Source organism: Arthrobacter glacialis, from assembly GCF_002909415.1.
Lineage (GTDB): Bacteria > Actinomycetota > Actinomycetes > Actinomycetales > Micrococcaceae > Specibacter > Specibacter glacialis.
Window position 1 is genome coordinate 25,852 of the sequence record NZ_PPXB01000015.1, and the last position, 16,202, is coordinate 42,053.

Sequence of the window (16,202 nt, forward strand, 5' to 3'; positions counted from 1 at the left end):
GGTGGGTGGAGTTCCTTTAGTTGGCGGACGTTAGTTGGCGGGGGAAGATTCGGCCGACTGCAGCGGCTTGACGGCGCGGTGGACTGCCACAATGCCGCCGCTCAAATTCCGGTAGGCAACGTTTTCCCAGCCGGACTCGGTGAGCCAGGCGGACAAGTTGTCCTGGTTGGGCCAGACCCGAATGGATTCAGCCAGGTAAACATAGGCGTCCGGGTTGGACGCAACTTTTTTGGCGATGGGAGGCAGCGCACGCATCAAATACTCGGTGTACACGGTGCGGAACGGTGAAAAGGTGGGGTGCGAGAACTCGGCCACCACCAGTTTGCCGCCGGGCTTGGTAACGCGCAGCATCTCCCGCAGTGCCTTCTTCGGATCCATGACATTGCGCAGGCCAAAGGAAATGGTGGAGGCGTCAAAGGAGTTGTCGGCGAAGGGCAGGTTGGTGGCATCCCCGGCGATGAAGTCAATGTCGGGGCGGCGGCGTTTGCCCACCTTCAACATGCCCACCGAGAAGTCACAAGCCACTACATTAACACCGGCGTCGGCAAATGGCTCGCTGGAGGTGCCGGTACCGGCAGCCAGGTCAAGGACCCGTTGGCCGGGCACAGCACCAACTGCGTCCACCACAATGCGGCGCCACCGGCGCGTCTGCCCCAGGGACAGAATGTCATTGACGATGTCGTATTTTGGGGCCACGTCGTCAAACATGGCGGCCATTTCTTCCGGACGCTTCTCCAAAGATGCACGGTTCACCCCTTTAGTCTCTCAAACTTTGAAGCGGATCGTGCATTGCGTTGCGGTGCAGTACGCCACTTGTGGGCCATCACACCGCGATTGAGCCGAAGTTGGGCCTGCAGGCGAGTAATCTGGACTCATCATGACTGCTTCCTTGGGCACCCATTCGCTGCGCACCCTGACTACGGCCCTGGATCCGGCCACGCTGGGTGAGCTCGGCGTGACCAACCCCGCCAGCTTGCTGGGCACCCTGGGCGGCACCGATCCGCTGTGTTGGCTGCGGCGCGGCGAAGGATTCCTGGGCTTTGGTGAAGTCACCGCTTTTACAGGTGCCGGGCGGGGGCGTTTTGCCGACGCCGAACAATGGTGGAAAACCCTGTTGGCCGATGCCCGGATCATCAACCCCCTGCGCCTGCCCGGCACCGGCGCCATGGCGTTTGGCTCCTTTGCCTTCTCCAAAACCAGCAGCTATGAATCGGTGCTGATTGTCCCGGAACTGGTGGTGGGTTTTTCCGGTGGCACCACCTGGCTGACCCAGATGAGTGTGGACGGCACTGCCCCCACCGCCGAATCCGCCCTCCATCTGCTGCGCTCGGCAATAGCAGGGGCATCACCTGCTGACAGCTCGACGCCGGAGCCCGCCCCCGCCGGCACGGTGCGTTCCGGGGCGCTCACCGAGGACCAGTGGAAGGATTCAGTCACCGCAGGGGTGGCGGCCATTGCCCGGGGCGGCCTGGAAAAGGTGGTTTTGGCCCGGGATGTGGTGGCAACGTTCGCCGAACCGGTGCAGAGAGTTTCAATTCTGCAACGATTAATACGCCTATACGACGAATGCTGGACCTACGGGGTGCACGGCCTGGTGGGCGCAACACCGGAAATTTTGATCAAAATTGACGGCTCGGTGGCCCAGGCAAGGGTTCTTGCCGGAACGTTGGATCGGGAAGACGAACCCGCCGGGTCCACGGGCTTTGCCACTACCGTTTTGGGCGGCTCCATCAAGCAGCGCCAGGAACATGACTTTGCTGTCAGGTCCCTGGTCCGGCAACTGGCGCCATTCGCCAGCGATCTGGCATTCCCGGCCGAACCCTTCATCCTGGAGCTGCCCAATGTGTGGCACCTTGCCTCAGATGTCACGGCCGAATTGGCCAGTTCCAACGGGCATTTACCCAGTTCCTTGGCCTTGGTTGAGGCTTTGCACCCTACGGCAGCAGTGTGCGGCACCCCCCGGGAGGAAGCCGGAACGCTCATCCTGGAGCTTGAAAAAATGGACCGTGGACCCTACGCCGGACCGGTGGGCTGGCTCGATGGTGACGGCAACGGCGAATGGGGCATCGCCCTGCGCGGGGCAGTGCTGGAAGACCCGCACAGCGTGCGCCTTTATGCGGGCGCCGGCATTGTGGAGGCCTCGGATCCGGAGGCTGAACTGGCCGAGACGTGGGCTAAATTCCGTCCCATGCTGCAAGCCTTGAACGTTCCACAGAACCGTTAAAGTGGGTCGCTGAGTCTGGAATGTCAGACACGATCGTGTCTCGGCCACTTGCTAGCCTAGGTAAAAAGTTGTTCAATAGTGAAATGTCGTTTACCGTGATGCAAATCACTCGGGGCTACACTATATTTCATCGACACACTGTTCCATGAAACAAAGGGCTAAAAATGCATATTTCAACCAAACTGTCAGTTCGTCTCGCCGCGGTAGCTGCCGTCGCAGCATTGGCACTGACCGGCTGCACCACAGCATCCCAGGATGGTGGCGGCGAAAGCAGCGGAGGAGCTTCACAGCCTGCCGCGTTCGATCCCACGACAGTAGCCAAGGACGACGCCTTGATTGCGTTGCTGCCAGCAGCCCTGAAGGAAAAAGCCACCCTCACAGTAGGCTCCGATACCTCCTACGAACCAGCCGAGTTCCTGGACAAGGACGGACAGACGCCCATCGGTTATGACGTTGACTTTGCCAAGGCAATCGCAGCAACGTTGGGCAAGACGGCAGAGGTTCAGACAGCTGACTTCTCAGGCATTCTCCCCAAGCTGGGCACCGTCTACGACATGGGATTGTCGTCTTTCACCGTCACGCAAGAACGGTCAAAGGCCGTGAACTTCATTAGTTACTTCAATGCTGGTGTGCTGTGGGCAGTGCAAAAGGGCAACCCCAAGGGCATCACCATGGACAACCTGTGCGGGAAGAAGGTGGGCGTCCAGACGGGAACCGTCCAAGAAGACCCTGACGTGAAGGACCGTTCCGCGGCCTGTGTTGCAGCAGGGCAGCCTGCCATCGAAATCATCTCGCTGAAGAACCAGACTGAGGTCACCACCCGACTGGTTGGTGGCACCATCGACGCCATGAGCGCCGATTCCCCCATCACCCGCAATGCGATGGCCAAGACAAATGGCCAGCTGGAAACTTTGGGTGATGTGTATGACTCCGCCGAACAAGGCATCGCGATCGCCAAGGCTGACACCGAATTTGCCGGTGTGATCGAGAAGGTCATGAACAAGCTCATCGATGATGGCTCCTACATGAAGATCTTGGAAAAGTGGAACAACACTGAAGGTGCCGTCACCCAAGCGGTCCTGAACCCCGCCCCGAAAAATTGAGCAGGGGATCCCGGCGTCAGACCATGGTGGGCAAGGACGCCAGCCTTGAACTGATTGACGCAGTTCCCGTTCGTCACCCGTGGCGATGGGTTGGTGCCGCCGCCATACTGCTGGCCCTCATCTTGGTCATCCAGTCAATGACCACCAACCCCAAGTTCTATTGGGGAACCTTCCGGACCTATGTCTTCGACGTACTGGTCATCCAGGGCGTGGGCTGGACGCTGATCCTGACCGCCAGCTCCATGGTCATTGCCATTGTGCTGGCCATCCTGCTGGCGTTCATGCGCCAATCCGACAACCCTCTGTTCAGGTACGTTTCCTGGGTGTGGGTCTGGTTCTTCCGTGGCACCCCTGTGTACACCCAGCTGCTGTTCTGGGGATCCATCGGGGCCTTGTATCCCAAGATCATTGTTGGCGTCCCCTTTGGCCCGGAACTGTTTTCTTGGGACACGGCCACGGTCATCAACGCAACCGTCGCGGCAATCGTGGGCCTGGGCCTGAACGAATCCGCGTACCTGGCGGAGATCTTCCGGGCCGGCCTGAAGTCCGTGGACAATGGCCAAATGGAGGCGGCCGAGGCATTGGGCATGCGCAGGTCAAAGGTCATGTGGCGGATAATCCTGCCCCAAGCCATGCGCGTGATCATTCCTCCCACCGGAAATGAAACCATCGGCATGCTCAAAACCACCTCGCTGGTGTTGGCCGTGCCGTTCACCCTGGACCTGACATTCGTGACGAATGCATTGGCCAGCCGTACATTCCTGCCCATCCCGTTGTTGATGGTCGCCGCATTCTGGTACTTGGTGATCACCTCAGTGTTTATGGTGGGCCAGTTTTACATCGAACGGCACTTTGGCAAGGGCGTTGACAACGTCATGAAAGCTCCGGTCAAGGCCACTGAAGTTGCTGCTTCGGCCCATGCAAACCCGGTGAAAACCACCGACGGAACCACGGAAGGTGGCAAGCAATGACCGACACAACTTCAACGGCCTCGCCGGTACCCGCCGGGGTCAAGCCGCTGGTGGACATCCAGGGAGTCCACAAGTTCTTCGGCGAGCACCATGTGCTCAAGGGCATCGACATGAGCGTGAAACCCGGCGAGGTCTCAGTAATCATCGGCCCGTCAGGTTCCGGCAAGTCAACGCTCTTGCGCTGCATCAACCTCCTGGAAACCATCAGTGCCGGCCGGATTTATGTCCACGATGCCCTCATCGGGTTCAAGGAGATCAACGGCAAGTTGCACGACTTGAACACCAAGCAGATCGCCGGCCAGCGCCGGGAGATTGGCATGGTGTTTCAGCGCTTCAACCTGTTCCCGCACAAGACTGCCCTGCAAAATGTGATTGAGGCTCCCACCCAGGTGAAGCGCCAGTCCAAGGCAGCGGCCAAACTGAAGGCACTTGAACTGTTGGAGATGGTGGGGCTTTCCGATCGCGCCAACTTCTACCCGGCTCAGCTGTCAGGTGGCCAGCAGCAGCGTGTTGCCATTGCCCGTGCGCTGGCCATGGAGCCGGAGTTGATGCTCTTTGACGAGCCCACGTCAGCTCTGGACCCCGAGCTGGTGGGCGATGTCCTTGAAGTCATGAAAAAACTGGCCAAGTCAGGAATGACCATGATTGTGGTGACCCATGAGATTGGTTTTGCCCGCGAAGTGGGCGACACCTTGACGTTCATGGACGGCGGCGTGGTGGTGGAGAGCGGAAACCCGCGCGACATCATCGCCAACCCCCAGCATGACCGGACCAAGGAGTTCCTCAGCAGGGTCCTCTAACCCCGTTCCTTCAAACTGACCCGCAGTAGTGGTCGAAAAACGACGAGAAATCGCGTTTTTTCGACCACTACTGCGGGTCAGTTGGTTTTTTGCTAGATGATGACGTTCAAGGCCGCGGTGTACCCCGCCGCGACGGAACCGGTGGTTGACGCCAATTGGTGGATGCCGCCGTCGTCCCCAAAAACCATGTCGCTGGCAAGCGTCGTGTTGGGGAAGTTCTGCTGGCTGGATTCGTATCCGGCGGACTCGTACACCTCATTGCAGGAGGCCTCCGTCATGGCGATTTGGGATGTGCGCAGGATTTGTCCCGCCGAGGTGGCATTGGACATGCTCTCAAACACCTCAAAGTGCATGTGCGGCCAGCGGCCGTTGTAGGCACCCGGGAAGATGGTGGTGAACGTGAGCTGGCCGTTGGCGTCGGCTTCCTGGACGCCGCGCAGGAAGTTCTCGTTCTCCAGGCCCTGGTCATACAGGGAATACTTGCCGTCGCGGGTGGCGTGCCACAGGTACACGGCGGCACCGGAGAGCGGTTTGCAGCCCTGCGCATTGTCCAGAAGCGTCAAGGTGACCGTCAGCGGAACACCCTCGGCCCTGGTGGTCGAGGAGCCAAAACTGGCCACAATGTCACGGCGAACCACTCCGGACGCCGTGAGGACGTCGGGCCCGTTGGAGCCGTCGGCCGGGTACGGGCCACCTGTTTCCTCCGGAGTGTCCGGGGTGTTGGCGGTGCATTCAGCGAGTGCACGGGTGACCTGTGCAGTGGCAACGGGTGTGCTGCTGGACGTGGCAGCAGGAGTGGTTGCGGCGGCGGGTGCAGACGTAGCGGCCATAGTGGCGCCAGCTGTGGAGGCGGTGCCGCCGGGAGCCGGTGTGCAGGCCGCCAGGCCCGCGATGGCGCCGGCTCCGAGCATGAGGCCCAAGGTGCGGCGGCGGGTGAACATGGTGCCCAGATCAAATTCCAGGCCCCTGTCATGGTCGGGGTGCGGCGAGTTATTCATGGCATCCACTCCATCAAAGCTTGCTATGCATCAGCTGTGTTCCCACTGTACTGAGCATAAAAGCTTGCAACCAGACCCCGGCACAAACGCCGCTTTCCAAACTGACCCGCAGAAAACGGCGAAAATTCACGATTTTGAGGTGTTTTTCGGCGTTTTCTGCGGGCTAGTTGGTTTTGAGGGCGGCGGCGATGCGGACGTGCTGTTCGCGCAGGCCTGCCCGTGTGGCCGACACCTCGATGATGCGCCGCCCGGCCACCGGCCCGGCCAGTGCCGCATCCAGCTCCGCAGCCCTACGGACCAGGGTGTGGCTGAAACCGTAGGCGGCGGCCAAGGCTGCCAGGTTCACGGTGTGTGGTGTACCAAAGAAGCGTTCGACGGCGGCCGCGTAGTCCGGTGCCGCCGCGAGCTCACCGTGCTCCAAGACTGAGAAAATGCCGCCACCGCCATCATTCAAGACCACGATGTGCAGCGGGGGCGCCTGCTCGCTGGAACCAATGTTCAGGGCACCGGAGTCGTGCAAAAAGGTCAGGTCACCCACCAGGACGCGGGTTGGTTTGTGCGTTGCCAGCGCCACACCCGTGGCTGTTGCGACGGTGCCGTCGATGCCCGCCAAACCGCGGTTTGCGAAGATCCTGGCGTTGCTTTCTTCAGTGGGCTTTCCGGCCAGGTCAACGTCGCGCACAGGGTTGGACGAGCCCAGCACCAGGTTGCTGCCGGGATCTTGCTGGGCCCTTTCCCACAGTTTGCGGGCCACCAGCTGACCGGCCAGCGCACCGGGCTGCGGCGCTTCCGCCAGTACGGCGTCGAGGGCGCCTTCAGCGTGAGCGGAGGCATCCTGCCAGGCCTGAAGCCAGCCGCTTGGCCCGCACCCGGCAAAGCCAGTCAGCTGGTCCCACTGGGTCAGGATCAGCTCCGGCCGCCGGCCGGATTCAAACCACGTCACGGGAGTTGGCAGATACAGCGCCCGTTCCAGCCCAGTGGTGGCCATCAACGTGCTGATTTCCCGGGACAGGGTGGGGCGGCCAAACAGCACCACGCGTTGGATGGGGTTGGAACTTTCGGGTCCAAATTGCTCCAGCAGGAGGCGGTAGGGGCCAATGGCGTTGGGCCCAAAGCGGGCGTTGGAAGAGGGCTCCGCCAGCAGCGGCAGCCCCAGCATGCGGGCAAAGTACTCGGCCTCGGGACCGGCGTCGTGCCCGGCCACCACCACCGTCCGGTGACTGGTGGAGGGCAACACCATGACGGGCTCGGCGCCTTCATCGGCTTTCGCGGGTGCACCGAGTTCACTGGGTGCACCGGCTGTACCGGGCGCATCAACAACTGGCAGCAGCCGCTCCCATTCGGAACCGTCCAGCGCTGGCGTCAGCGGATCCCGGAACGACAAATTAACCTGTACGGGCCCGCCCGGGATGCCTTCGAGCCGTCCGCGCGCGGCACTAAGGGCCGTGGAGATCGCAGAGGTGGGGTCAATGCCGGCCGCAACGTCCGTGGCGAAGCGTACGTGCTCGCCAAAGAGATCCAGCTGGTTCGTTGTCTGGTTGGCCCCCGTGCCGCGCAGTTCATCGGGCCTGTCGGCGGACAGCACCACAAGCGGGATTCCGGCGTGGTTTGCCTCCATCACCGCTGGCAGGAGATTGCCGACGGCCGTTCCGGAGGTTGTCACCACAGCCACGGCGGCGTCAGCTCCCAGGGCCAGCCCCAGCGCCGTAAATCCGGCCACACGCTCGTCAATGCGCACGTAGGTGCTCAGCCTGCCGTCGGCTTCTGCCTCGGCCAAGGCATACACCAGGGGTGCGCTGCGCGATCCCGGCGCCAGCACCACATGTGCCACCCCTGCGCGTTCCAGCGCGTCTACTACATAGCGGGCGGAGTCCATTGAGCTAAGAAAAGTCACAGCCCCATCTAATCATCATGAGCTCATCCTGGGTTGACCGGGAGTTGTCAGAGCAGTGCGTAGCAGCGGCGCAGGCGCTGCAGCCACCACTCGCGGCGTTCCGCCGGTGCCGCACATTGCGCCAGCAGACCGGGGTCTGCCACCACCTCACGCACCTCCATGCCACCGGCAACTGCCACCAGGCTGGGATCGGCAATGTCGGCCGCCATGAGGGACACGGTACCCAATCCACAGGCGTAGGGCAGCTCTGGAAGCGCGGCGGCCAGCGCCAACCCGGCGCTGATTCCCACGGACGAATCCAGGGCCGAACTCACCACTGCCGGCAGCCCGGCTTCAGCCACAATCTCCAGGGCACGCCGCACGCCACCCAGCGGCGCCGCTTTCACCACGAGGAGATCCGCTGCCCCGGCACGCGCCACGGCAAGAGGATCCGTGGCCTTGCGGACACTCTCGTCGGCAGCAATCAGCACAGTTCCACGCAAGGCCTTGCGTACGGCTGCCAGCTCCGCAATGGAGGCAACGGGCTGCTCGGCATATTCCAACCCAAAGACGGAGAGCATTCGAAGCGCCGACACGGCCTGCTCAACATCCCAGCCGCCGTTGGCATCCACCCGAATTTTGGCCTCGGGCAGCAAATGCCGCACGGCCCCCACACGGGCGGCGTCCTCGGACAGGGACTGCCCTGCCTCGGCCACCTTGATTTTCACCGTATGAACAGCATCAAAGGCCGCCAATACTGCGGGAACCTGGGCCGGGGCCACAGCCGGAACCGTGGCGTTGACGGGCACCCAATCACGCACCCTCGCTGGCTGCCCCAGCCAGCCAGCCTCCAAAGCCGACGCCAACCACTTGGCGGATTCCTCGTCGTCGTACTCCAGGAAGGGGCCAAATTCGCCCCATCCGGCAGGTCCTTTGAAAACCATCACCTCGCGGGCCTGAACACCCCTGAATTTCACGCGCATGGGGAGCGAAACGACGTGGGCGCCGGCCAGGACTTCATCCAGGGGTGGGAGCGAAAACATGTTCCCACTGTAGCGCCAAAGTCAGGGTGTTCCCATGAAACTGTGGGAACCTAGAGGCGATGAATACCCACGCCGCATCTCGACGCGCAGGCCCTCGCGGAGCACGTGCGCCCAGAATTTCTGCGTGGCCTTTTATAGTTGCGGCATTGATAAGTTTGGCCGGGTTGATCCTGACGTACAGATTCTTCGTCAATACCACCACGGGCCAGTTCATTGACGAGTCCGCTTTGGTGGAGGCTGCCGTGGTCCGGGATCGGATCGGCGCCCAAACGGCCCAGCTGCTGGACTTGCTGCCTGCCACCTCCGTGGTCATTGCTGCCGTGGTGGTCCTGTTCGTCACCGTTGCCAGGCGCCGCTGGAAGGCTGCCGGCATTGCCATTGCCGCCATGGCAGCCGCGAATCTCTCCACCCAGCTCATCAAGGCCGGACTGCCTGACCGTCCGCACATGGGTGTTTCCACCTTGGCGTTGAATTCGCTGCCGTCCGGGCACAGCACTTTGGCCGCCAGTGCCGCGGCCGCCGTTTTTCTGGTGGTGTCGCCGCGATGGCGACCCGCCGTCGCCTTTGTGGGCGGCGGCTACGCCATCATGGCCGGGGTTTCCACCCTCATCAACCAATGGCACCGCCCCGCCGACGTGCTGGCTGCGTTCTTTGTGGTGGCCTTGTGGACTGCCCTGGCGGCCCTTGCTGTCATGCGGGGCGGTCCCCAGTGGAATGTGTGGCTGGGCTCGAGTAGGCACTGGGCGTCCTCGCGCTGGTGGACGGCATGCACGGTGATCTTAGCGGCCCTTGGCGTCGTACTCACAATGTTGAACCTGCGCGCTGCCGACGCCGCCGGAACCGTCAGCACCATCACCTATTTCTTCGCGGGGGTGGGCCAAATTGTTGCCGTGGGCTTTGGGCTGACGTTTGCGGCCACGCTGCTCCTTACCCTGCCAGTTCGACGCCGGTCCTAGCCTTAGGCCTCACTGTCCCGGTGTGGCGGGCCGGCTGCGCGGCACCCAGTACCCCAGCACAGCTGCCGCAGCCAGTCCCAGGATGCCGGTGGCTGCGATGCCAAAGGACAAGGACACCACAGCTGTGAGCCCGGCCAAAATGGCGGGGCCGCTGGAGCCGCCACAGTCTGACAGGAATCTCCAGATGCCCAGGAATTGAGCCCGGCCGTGACGGGGCGAGTAGTCGGCCCCCAGCGTCATGATCATTCCGGAGCCAATACCGTTGCCGAAACCAATCAGGAGTGCCACCAGCAGCAGGGACCCGGCCCCCGTGGTGAGCGGCATGAGCAGCAAGGCGATCCCCATGAGTGTCATGGACGGTACGGCAACCCAGTTGCGGCCCTTTTTGTCCATGACCTTCCCGGCGGGATAAAAGACCAGCATGTCGATGGCACCGGACAACCCGTAAATCAACGACGTCGCGGCCGGGTCAAGGCCAAGGTTGTCGGCCCACAGCGGCACCACCACCTGGCGGGCCGATCGCACCGCGCTGACCAGGATCACACCAATGCCGATGGTGAGAAAGAGCCTGCGGTTGGCGATGATCAAGGAGCGGACGGTGGGCATGGGCCCCTTGGGTGCGGGTCCGTTGCCGCTGACCAAGTCCGGCAGCCACCAGGCCAGGACCCCGGCAGCGCCGATGGCCACCGCGGCAACCCAGTAGGCGCCCTGCAAGCCCACGAGGTGGATGACCAGCGCACCAATGAACGGCCCGGCAAACAGTCCAATACGCCCAACCCCGCCCAGGGTGGACATGGCGCGTGCCCGCATGAGCGGCGGCACGGCCTCGGTGAGGTAACTTTGCCGGGCCAGGTTGAAGACGGCCGCCGCGGCACCGATGAGGAACACCCCGGCACCAAAGACCAGCAGATTGGAGGAAAAACCGCACAGCATCAGGGCGACCAGGCTGAGCCCGGCGGCACCCATCATGCTCAGGCGCTCCCCGAACTTTGCTGTCATGAGCGAGGCCGGGATGTTGCTGACCAGTGATCCGATCCCGATCAGGGCCACCACCAACGCAGCACCCGCCAGGGAGGAGCCCAGGTCGCGGGCACTGAGGGGAATGATGGGGAGGATGGCGCCTTCGCCGATGCCAAACAGCAATGATGGCCCAAACGCCGGGACGGCGATGGACCACAGGCTAAAGTCACCGGGGTTTGCGCTCTTGTTCACTATCCCCACTGTAGACCCGGCCGGCGACAGCTACGGGCACGAGTCAACCCTCCGGGCGGTCAGCTTCCATGCGGTCGGCCATCCGGGCTGCAAACTCGGCGGTCACGGGCCGGCCATGGCCTGGCACCATGACGGGGAACCTATCCCCCATGCCTGCCAGTTGGTGCAGGACCTCGACCCATTCCAGCGGATACGAATCCTCACATTGCGGTTCGCCGCCTTCCTCCACCACGTCACCGGCAAAAAGCACACCGGGCGCCCCGACCATCAAATCACCGTCTGTATGGCCGCGCCCCAGGGTGAACAAGTCAACGCTGATCCCACCCAGACCCAACGTCACAACATCATCGTGAACCAGTTGTGTGGGCACCACAATCCCGGTGTCCAACCCCGTACCGGCAGCCATTTCCGGCTCGGCTCCGGCCACCTCGGCTCGTTGTGACTCCCCCGTCCCGGCGATGCTCCGCGCGGTGTTGGCGTGCGCCCAAAACTCGGTGACGCCGTCGTGCATGAAAACGGCGTTGCCAAAGAAGTGGTCCCAATGCGCATGGGTAATGGCCACAACCAGCGGCAGCTCAGTCAGTGTCCGCACGGCGAGCAAGATTTCATGTGCGTGCCGCGGCCCGCAACCGGTGTCGATCAGCAATGCGCGTTCGGCACCAACAACGAGCCCAATGTTGACCAGGGCCCTTTCACCGGAGCTGGGCATCAGGTAGATTCCACTGCCCAGTTGTTGCCATGAATCTGCCATGCACCCACCTTAGCGGCGCTAAAGGTCTGCCAGCACGGAGGCGGGGTTTTCCATGGCATCGGCCACGAACCGCAGGAAGCCTGCGGCCACGGCACCGTCGCACACGCGGTGGTCGAACGCGAGGGTCAGCTCGGTCATCTGGCGCACGCACAACTCCCCGTTGACCACCCACGGCTTGTCCATGATGCGCCCAATTCCCAGCATGGCAGCCTCCTGGTAGTTGATGATGGCGGCCGAACCGTCCACTCCAAACACGCCGTAGTTGTTGATGGTGAAAGTGCCCCCGCGCAGCGTCTCCGGCCCCGCCTTGCCGCCACGGGCTTGCTCCGCCACGGCACGAATCCGTTCATCCAGGGTGCGGGCGCTGAGTCCTTGAACGTTGCGGACCACGGGCACCATGAGTCCGCGCTCCGTTTGGGCGGCGATGCCAAGGTTGATACCGGCAAACTCCACGAGCTCCTGTTCGGGCCCGTTGTGGGCCACTTGCATGTTCAGTGCCGGGAAGCGGCCCAGACCGGCGGTGACGAAGCGTGCCACAAATGCCAGCACGCTGGGGGCTCCACCATCTTTGGCCTTCAGCTCCCGCCGCAGTTCCATGAGTGCCGTGGCGTCAACGTCAACCCACACTGTGGCGTCAGGAATTTCAGCCCGGCTGCGGGTCATCGCCGCGGCAGCTGCTTTCTTCACGCCTGTCAGCGGTGTCCTGCCGGCCACTTCGAGGCCGGTCCGCTGATCGACGACGGCGCGGGAGCCTTCCGGTGCCGCGGGCGCCAGTACAGGCCCGCCCGCCGCAGCCTGCTCCACATCGCGGCGCAGGATGAGCCCGTCGCTCCCGGAGCCATGGATGTTGGAGAGCTCCAGGCCGTGGTCGTGGGCCAGTTTCCGCACGAGCGGCGAAACCACCAGATGGGCCCGGTGCTGAACCGCGGCGGGGCCCGAGTCCTGAGCATGAAGGTGCTGGCGCAGCGCAGGACGGGTCCGCCCCGGTCCCCCGTGCGACGACGTCCCATAGCCAATGAGCACGTTGCCGGAGCCTTCAGCGGAAGTGGCTAAAGCGGGGGTGGGTGCCCCCACTTCCGCGGCCGCCGAATTCACGGAGATCAGTGGTTTCCCAACGGTCAGGGTGTCGCCTTCGGCGCCGTGGAGGGTTTCCACCACGCCTTCAAAGGGCGAGGGCACCTCCACCACGGACTTGGCGGTTTCCACCTCGGCGATGGGCTGGTCCACATGGACGACGTCACCGACGTTGACCAGCCACGTGACCAGTTCGGCTTCGACCAGACCCTCGCCCAGATCAGGGAGGAGGAACACTTGCAGGCTCATGGGGTCTCCCACTGAAGGTTGTCGACGGCGTCGAGGATACGGTCCACGCCGGGAAGGTAGTACTTTTCGAGTTTGGGCGCCGGGTAGGGGATGTCGAAACCAGTGACCCGCAGGACGGGTGCGGCGAGCGCGTGGAAGCAGCGTTCCTGGATGCGGGCCACAATCTCGGACGCCATGGAGGCAAAGCCGGGAGCCTCGGCGATGACGATGGCCCGCCCGGTGGATTTAACGGCGGCGGTGATGGTTTCGTCGTCGAACGGCACCAGGGAGCGCACGTCGATGACTTGCAGGGAGCGGCCCTCTTGCGCAGCCGTCTCGGCGGCCGCGAGCGCCACTGCCACGGAGGGTCCGTAGGCGATCAAGGTGGCGTCGGTGCCGTGTCGGGCTATCGCAGCGTGGCCAATCGTGGACGGCGCAGCAGCACCCACGCCTTCTGAGTACCCGGCCCGCAAGGCATCCAGGTCAACGGTGTCCTTGCTGAAGTACAACTTTTTGGGTTCCAGGAACACCACGGGATCAGCGGAGGCGATCGCGTCGCGGAGCATGACATAGGCGTCGGCCACGGTGGAGGGCGTGAGCACCGTCAGCCCCGGCGTGTGCACATAGTAGGCCTCGGAGGAATCACAGTGGTGTTCCACCCCGCCAATCCCGCCGGCGTAGGGAATCCTGATGACCAGGGGCAGGCGCACCTGGCCGCGGGTGCGATTGCCCAATTTGGCCACATGGCTGGTGATTTGTTCAAAGGCTGGGTAGGCGAAGGCGTCGAACTGCATTTCCACCACGGGCCTCATCCCGTTGATGGCCATCCCGGTGGCCATGCCGATGATCCCGGATTCGGCCAGCGGCGTGTCAAAGCACCGCTCCTCGCCAAACTGTTGGGTGAGCCCGTCGGTCACCCGGAATACCCCGCCCAGGGTGCCCACGTCTTCGCCAAACACCACGACGGCGGGATCTGCGGCCATGGCGTCGGCCATGGCCAAGGTCAGCGCTTTGGCAAAAGTGATGGTTTGGACACCGGACAGGCGCTCCCCCGGCTGGGCAGCCGGTGTGGCAGGCTGGGGCGTCTGGGCAATGGTGGTCATCGTGAGGCTCCCATGGTGGCTGATGATGCGGCAAGTTCCGCCGCAAGCAGGGTGCTTTGCTCGCGCAATTGAGGTGTGGGCTCGCTGTAGACGTACCGAAAGAGATCCAGGGGGTCCACCGAGGTCTCTGCGTTGAGCCCGTCCCGCAGCGTCTTGGCCATCGCTTCCGCAGCCACGGCGATGCGTTCGCGGTCAGCGGCAGCCAGGGCCCCGGCGTCGTGCAGGTATTTCTCCACTCGCAGCAGCGGGTCCTTCGGCACCCACTGGGCCACCTCGGCGTCACTGCGGTATCGGGTGGAGTCGTCGGCGTTGGTGTGCGCCTGCATCCGGTAGGTGTGCGCCTCCACGAGCGCCGGCCCGCCCCCGTTGCGTGCGCGGTGCACCGCGTGGCCCAGGACGGCCAGCAAGGCGGCCAGGTCGTTGCCGTCCACGCGCTCGCCGGGCATCCCATAGCCCACGGCCTTGTGGGCCAGGGAGGGGGCAACGCTTTGGCGGATGAGCGGGACGGAGATGGCGTATTGGTTGTTTTGGATCAGGAACACCACCGGGACATGGAAGACGGCGGCAAAGTTCAGCGCCTCATGGAAGTCACCCTCACTGCTGGCGCCGTCCCCGCAAAGTGCCAGCACCACTGTGTCCTCGCCGCGCAGCTTGGCCGAGTGCGCCACCCCCACCGCATGCAGCAGTTGGGTGGCCAGCGGAGTGGTGGGGTTGGCCGTGTTGTAGTCGTGGGGGTTGAAGCCGGAATGCCAGTCTCCGCGCAGCGACTCGAAGGCTTCCACGGGGGCCACACCGCGGCCCAGCACGGCCACGGTGTCACGGTAGGTGGGGAAGAGCCAATCGCTGCGTCGCAGGCACATGACCGCTGCCACCTGGCAAGCTTCCTGCCCGTGCGACGACGGGTACACGGCCATGCGCCCCTGCCGCACCAAGGCTCCCGCCTGATCGTTGACGCGCCTGCCGACCACCAGGCGCTCATAGCCCTCCAGCATCGTTGCCATCTCGGGGAGCTGGTAAGGCTCCTTGTATTGCTTGTGTTGCTTGGCTGGCGCCTCGCTGCCGTCGGCGGCGATGAGCTGGACGGGTTCAGCCGAGGGCAGCATGTAGCTCTGGCTCTCGAGGAATTCCGGGTGGGTCGTCATTGAACTCCGCCCTCCTTTGGTAGTCGGCTCGCCCCGCAACATAAGCGGAGGCGCAACAAAGATGTTCTGTTCCTTCAGTATGTGATTCACACCGTTTTGTATCCATAGTTTTGTAATTCTCTGGAATTTGCCGATCAAGATCCGTAGTCTGAGAGACACAATGACATGTGATAGGCGTTACGGTCCCAGCTTTTTGCGGGGAGTCTTTCGCCCCGCCCCAGCCGAACCAGGAGTGCCGTGACCGAGAGTTCCCCACCACCGCTCGACGAGGTGGACAAGAAGATCCTGGCTGAACTCACCCGGGATGGCCGCATGTCGGTGAGCACCGTCGCGGAGAACGTGCACATCTCCCGCGCCCATGCGTATTCGCGGATCTCCCGCCTGACCACGGACGGGATTCTGACCAAGTTCACCGCCCTGGTGGACCCGATTAAGGCGGGGTTGAAGTCCTCCGCCTATGTCACCTTGAAGGTGAGCCAGCATTCCTGGCGGGAACTCCGGGAGGAATTGCGGGCCATCCCCGAAGTTGCACACATAGCCTTGGTGGGCGGCGATTTCGACGTCATCCTGCTGGTCCGCGCCGAGGACAACCAGGGCCTCCGCAAGGTCATTTTTGACCGGCTCCAGTCCATGCCGGGCGTCCTGGACACCCAAACGTTGCTCATCTTCGAGGATCTGGACACCAGGTAGCGACTTAGAGCCTGCGGCCGCGAACCGAGTGTGC

15 protein-coding genes are annotated in these 16,202 nt (G+C 63.2%); 6 read left to right on the forward strand and 9 right to left on the reverse strand.

Annotated elements, in window-relative coordinates; all coding sequences use genetic code 11:
• Positions 1-30 precede the first annotated feature (30 nt).
• Positions 31-753 (reverse strand): demethylmenaquinone methyltransferase, encoded by a 723-nt coding sequence (locus CVS28_RS15995; RefSeq protein WP_103482134.1) that lies wholly within the window; start codon positions 751-753, stop codon positions 31-33.
• 124 nt (positions 754-877) lie between these two features.
• Between CVS28_RS15995 and CVS28_RS16000 the strand changes: the two genes are divergently transcribed.
• The 4 genes from CVS28_RS16000 (at position 878) to CVS28_RS16015 (ending at position 5,098) form a co-directional block, all read left to right on the forward strand.
• Positions 878-2,224 (forward strand): isochorismate synthase, encoded by a 1,347-nt coding sequence (locus CVS28_RS16000; protein WP_103465001.1) that lies wholly within the window; start codon positions 878-880, stop codon positions 2,222-2,224.
• Positions 2,225-2,388: 164 nt separating this feature from the next.
• The gene (locus CVS28_RS16005; protein ID WP_103465002.1) at positions 2,389-3,327 is read left to right on the forward strand and encodes an ABC transporter substrate-binding protein; all 939 of its coding nucleotides are present in this window, start codon (positions 2,389-2,391) and stop codon (positions 3,325-3,327) included.
• Between the two features lie 23 nt (positions 3,328-3,350).
• Positions 3,351-4,298: an amino acid ABC transporter permease gene (locus tag CVS28_RS16010; RefSeq protein WP_103465003.1), complete on the forward strand. Its 948-nt coding sequence runs from the start codon at positions 3,351-3,353 to the stop codon at positions 4,296-4,298.
• The gene (locus CVS28_RS16015) at positions 4,295-5,098 is read left to right on the forward strand and encodes an amino acid ABC transporter ATP-binding protein (protein ID WP_103465004.1); all 804 of its coding nucleotides are present in this window, start codon (positions 4,295-4,297) and stop codon (positions 5,096-5,098) included. The genes CVS28_RS16010 and CVS28_RS16015 overlap by 4 nt, the downstream gene beginning before the upstream one ends.
• A 92-nt stretch (positions 5,099-5,190) precedes the next feature.
• Here CVS28_RS16015 and CVS28_RS16020 read toward each other — a convergent pair whose 3' ends face one another.
• The 3 genes from CVS28_RS16020 to CVS28_RS16030 all read right to left on the reverse strand — a co-directional run bounded on the left by CVS28_RS16020 (position 5,191) and on the right by CVS28_RS16030 (position 9,012).
• Positions 5,191-6,096 carry an intradiol ring-cleavage dioxygenase gene (locus tag CVS28_RS16020; protein ID WP_103482135.1) on the reverse strand — a complete coding sequence of 302 codons (906 nt, stop codon included), beginning with the start codon at positions 6,094-6,096 and terminating at the stop codon, positions 5,191-5,193.
• 163 nt (positions 6,097-6,259) lie between these two features.
• Positions 6,260-7,972 carry a 2-succinyl-5-enolpyruvyl-6-hydroxy-3-cyclohexene-1-carboxylic-acid synthase gene (menD, locus tag CVS28_RS16025; RefSeq protein WP_103482136.1) on the reverse strand — a complete coding sequence of 571 codons (1,713 nt, stop codon included), beginning with the start codon at positions 7,970-7,972 and terminating at the stop codon, positions 6,260-6,262.
• A gap of 65 nt (positions 7,973-8,037) precedes the next feature.
• Positions 8,038-9,012, reverse strand: a complete 975-nt coding sequence (locus CVS28_RS16030) for an o-succinylbenzoate synthase (protein WP_103482137.1) — start codon at positions 9,010-9,012, stop codon at positions 8,038-8,040.
• Positions 9,013-9,158: 146 nt separating this feature from the next.
• Between CVS28_RS16030 and CVS28_RS16035 the strand changes: the two genes are divergently transcribed.
• Entirely contained in the window at positions 9,159-9,968 is an 810-nt protein-coding gene (locus tag CVS28_RS16035) for a phosphatase PAP2 family protein (protein ID WP_243399930.1), read from the forward strand.
• Positions 9,969-9,977: 9 nt separating this feature from the next.
• On the opposite strand, the gene CVS28_RS16040 is transcribed toward CVS28_RS16035, so the two are convergent.
• The 5 genes from CVS28_RS16040 to CVS28_RS16060 are packed head-to-tail and all read right to left on the reverse strand — an operon-like array spanning position 9,978 to position 15,478.
• Positions 9,978-11,180, reverse strand: a complete 1,203-nt coding sequence (locus CVS28_RS16040; RefSeq protein WP_243399931.1) for an MFS transporter — start codon at positions 11,178-11,180, stop codon at positions 9,978-9,980.
• A 43-nt stretch (positions 11,181-11,223) separates the two neighbouring features.
• Positions 11,224-11,931: an MBL fold metallo-hydrolase gene (locus CVS28_RS16045; protein WP_103482140.1), complete on the reverse strand. Its 708-nt coding sequence runs from the start codon at positions 11,929-11,931 to the stop codon at positions 11,224-11,226.
• A gap of 18 nt (positions 11,932-11,949) precedes the next feature.
• Positions 11,950-13,254, reverse strand: a complete 1,305-nt coding sequence (locus tag CVS28_RS16050) for a dihydrolipoamide acetyltransferase family protein (protein WP_103482141.1) — start codon at positions 13,252-13,254, stop codon at positions 11,950-11,952.
• On the reverse strand, positions 13,251-14,336 hold the full coding sequence (locus CVS28_RS16055; protein WP_103482142.1) for an alpha-ketoacid dehydrogenase subunit beta: 1,086 nt from the start codon (positions 14,334-14,336) through the stop codon (positions 13,251-13,253). Before CVS28_RS16055 ends, CVS28_RS16050 begins: the two co-directional genes overlap by 4 nt.
• Positions 14,333-15,478, reverse strand: coding sequence for a thiamine pyrophosphate-dependent enzyme (locus CVS28_RS16060; protein ID WP_243399932.1), 1,146 nt, complete (start codon positions 15,476-15,478; stop codon positions 14,333-14,335). Before CVS28_RS16060 ends, CVS28_RS16055 begins: the two co-directional genes overlap by 4 nt.
• A gap of 237 nt (positions 15,479-15,715) precedes the next feature.
• Here CVS28_RS16060 and CVS28_RS16065 point away from each other — a divergent pair, with 237 nt between their 5' ends.
• Positions 15,716-16,168 (forward strand): Lrp/AsnC family transcriptional regulator, encoded by a 453-nt coding sequence (locus CVS28_RS16065; RefSeq protein ID WP_103482144.1) that lies wholly within the window; start codon positions 15,716-15,718, stop codon positions 16,166-16,168.
• Positions 16,169-16,202 lie beyond the last annotated feature (34 nt).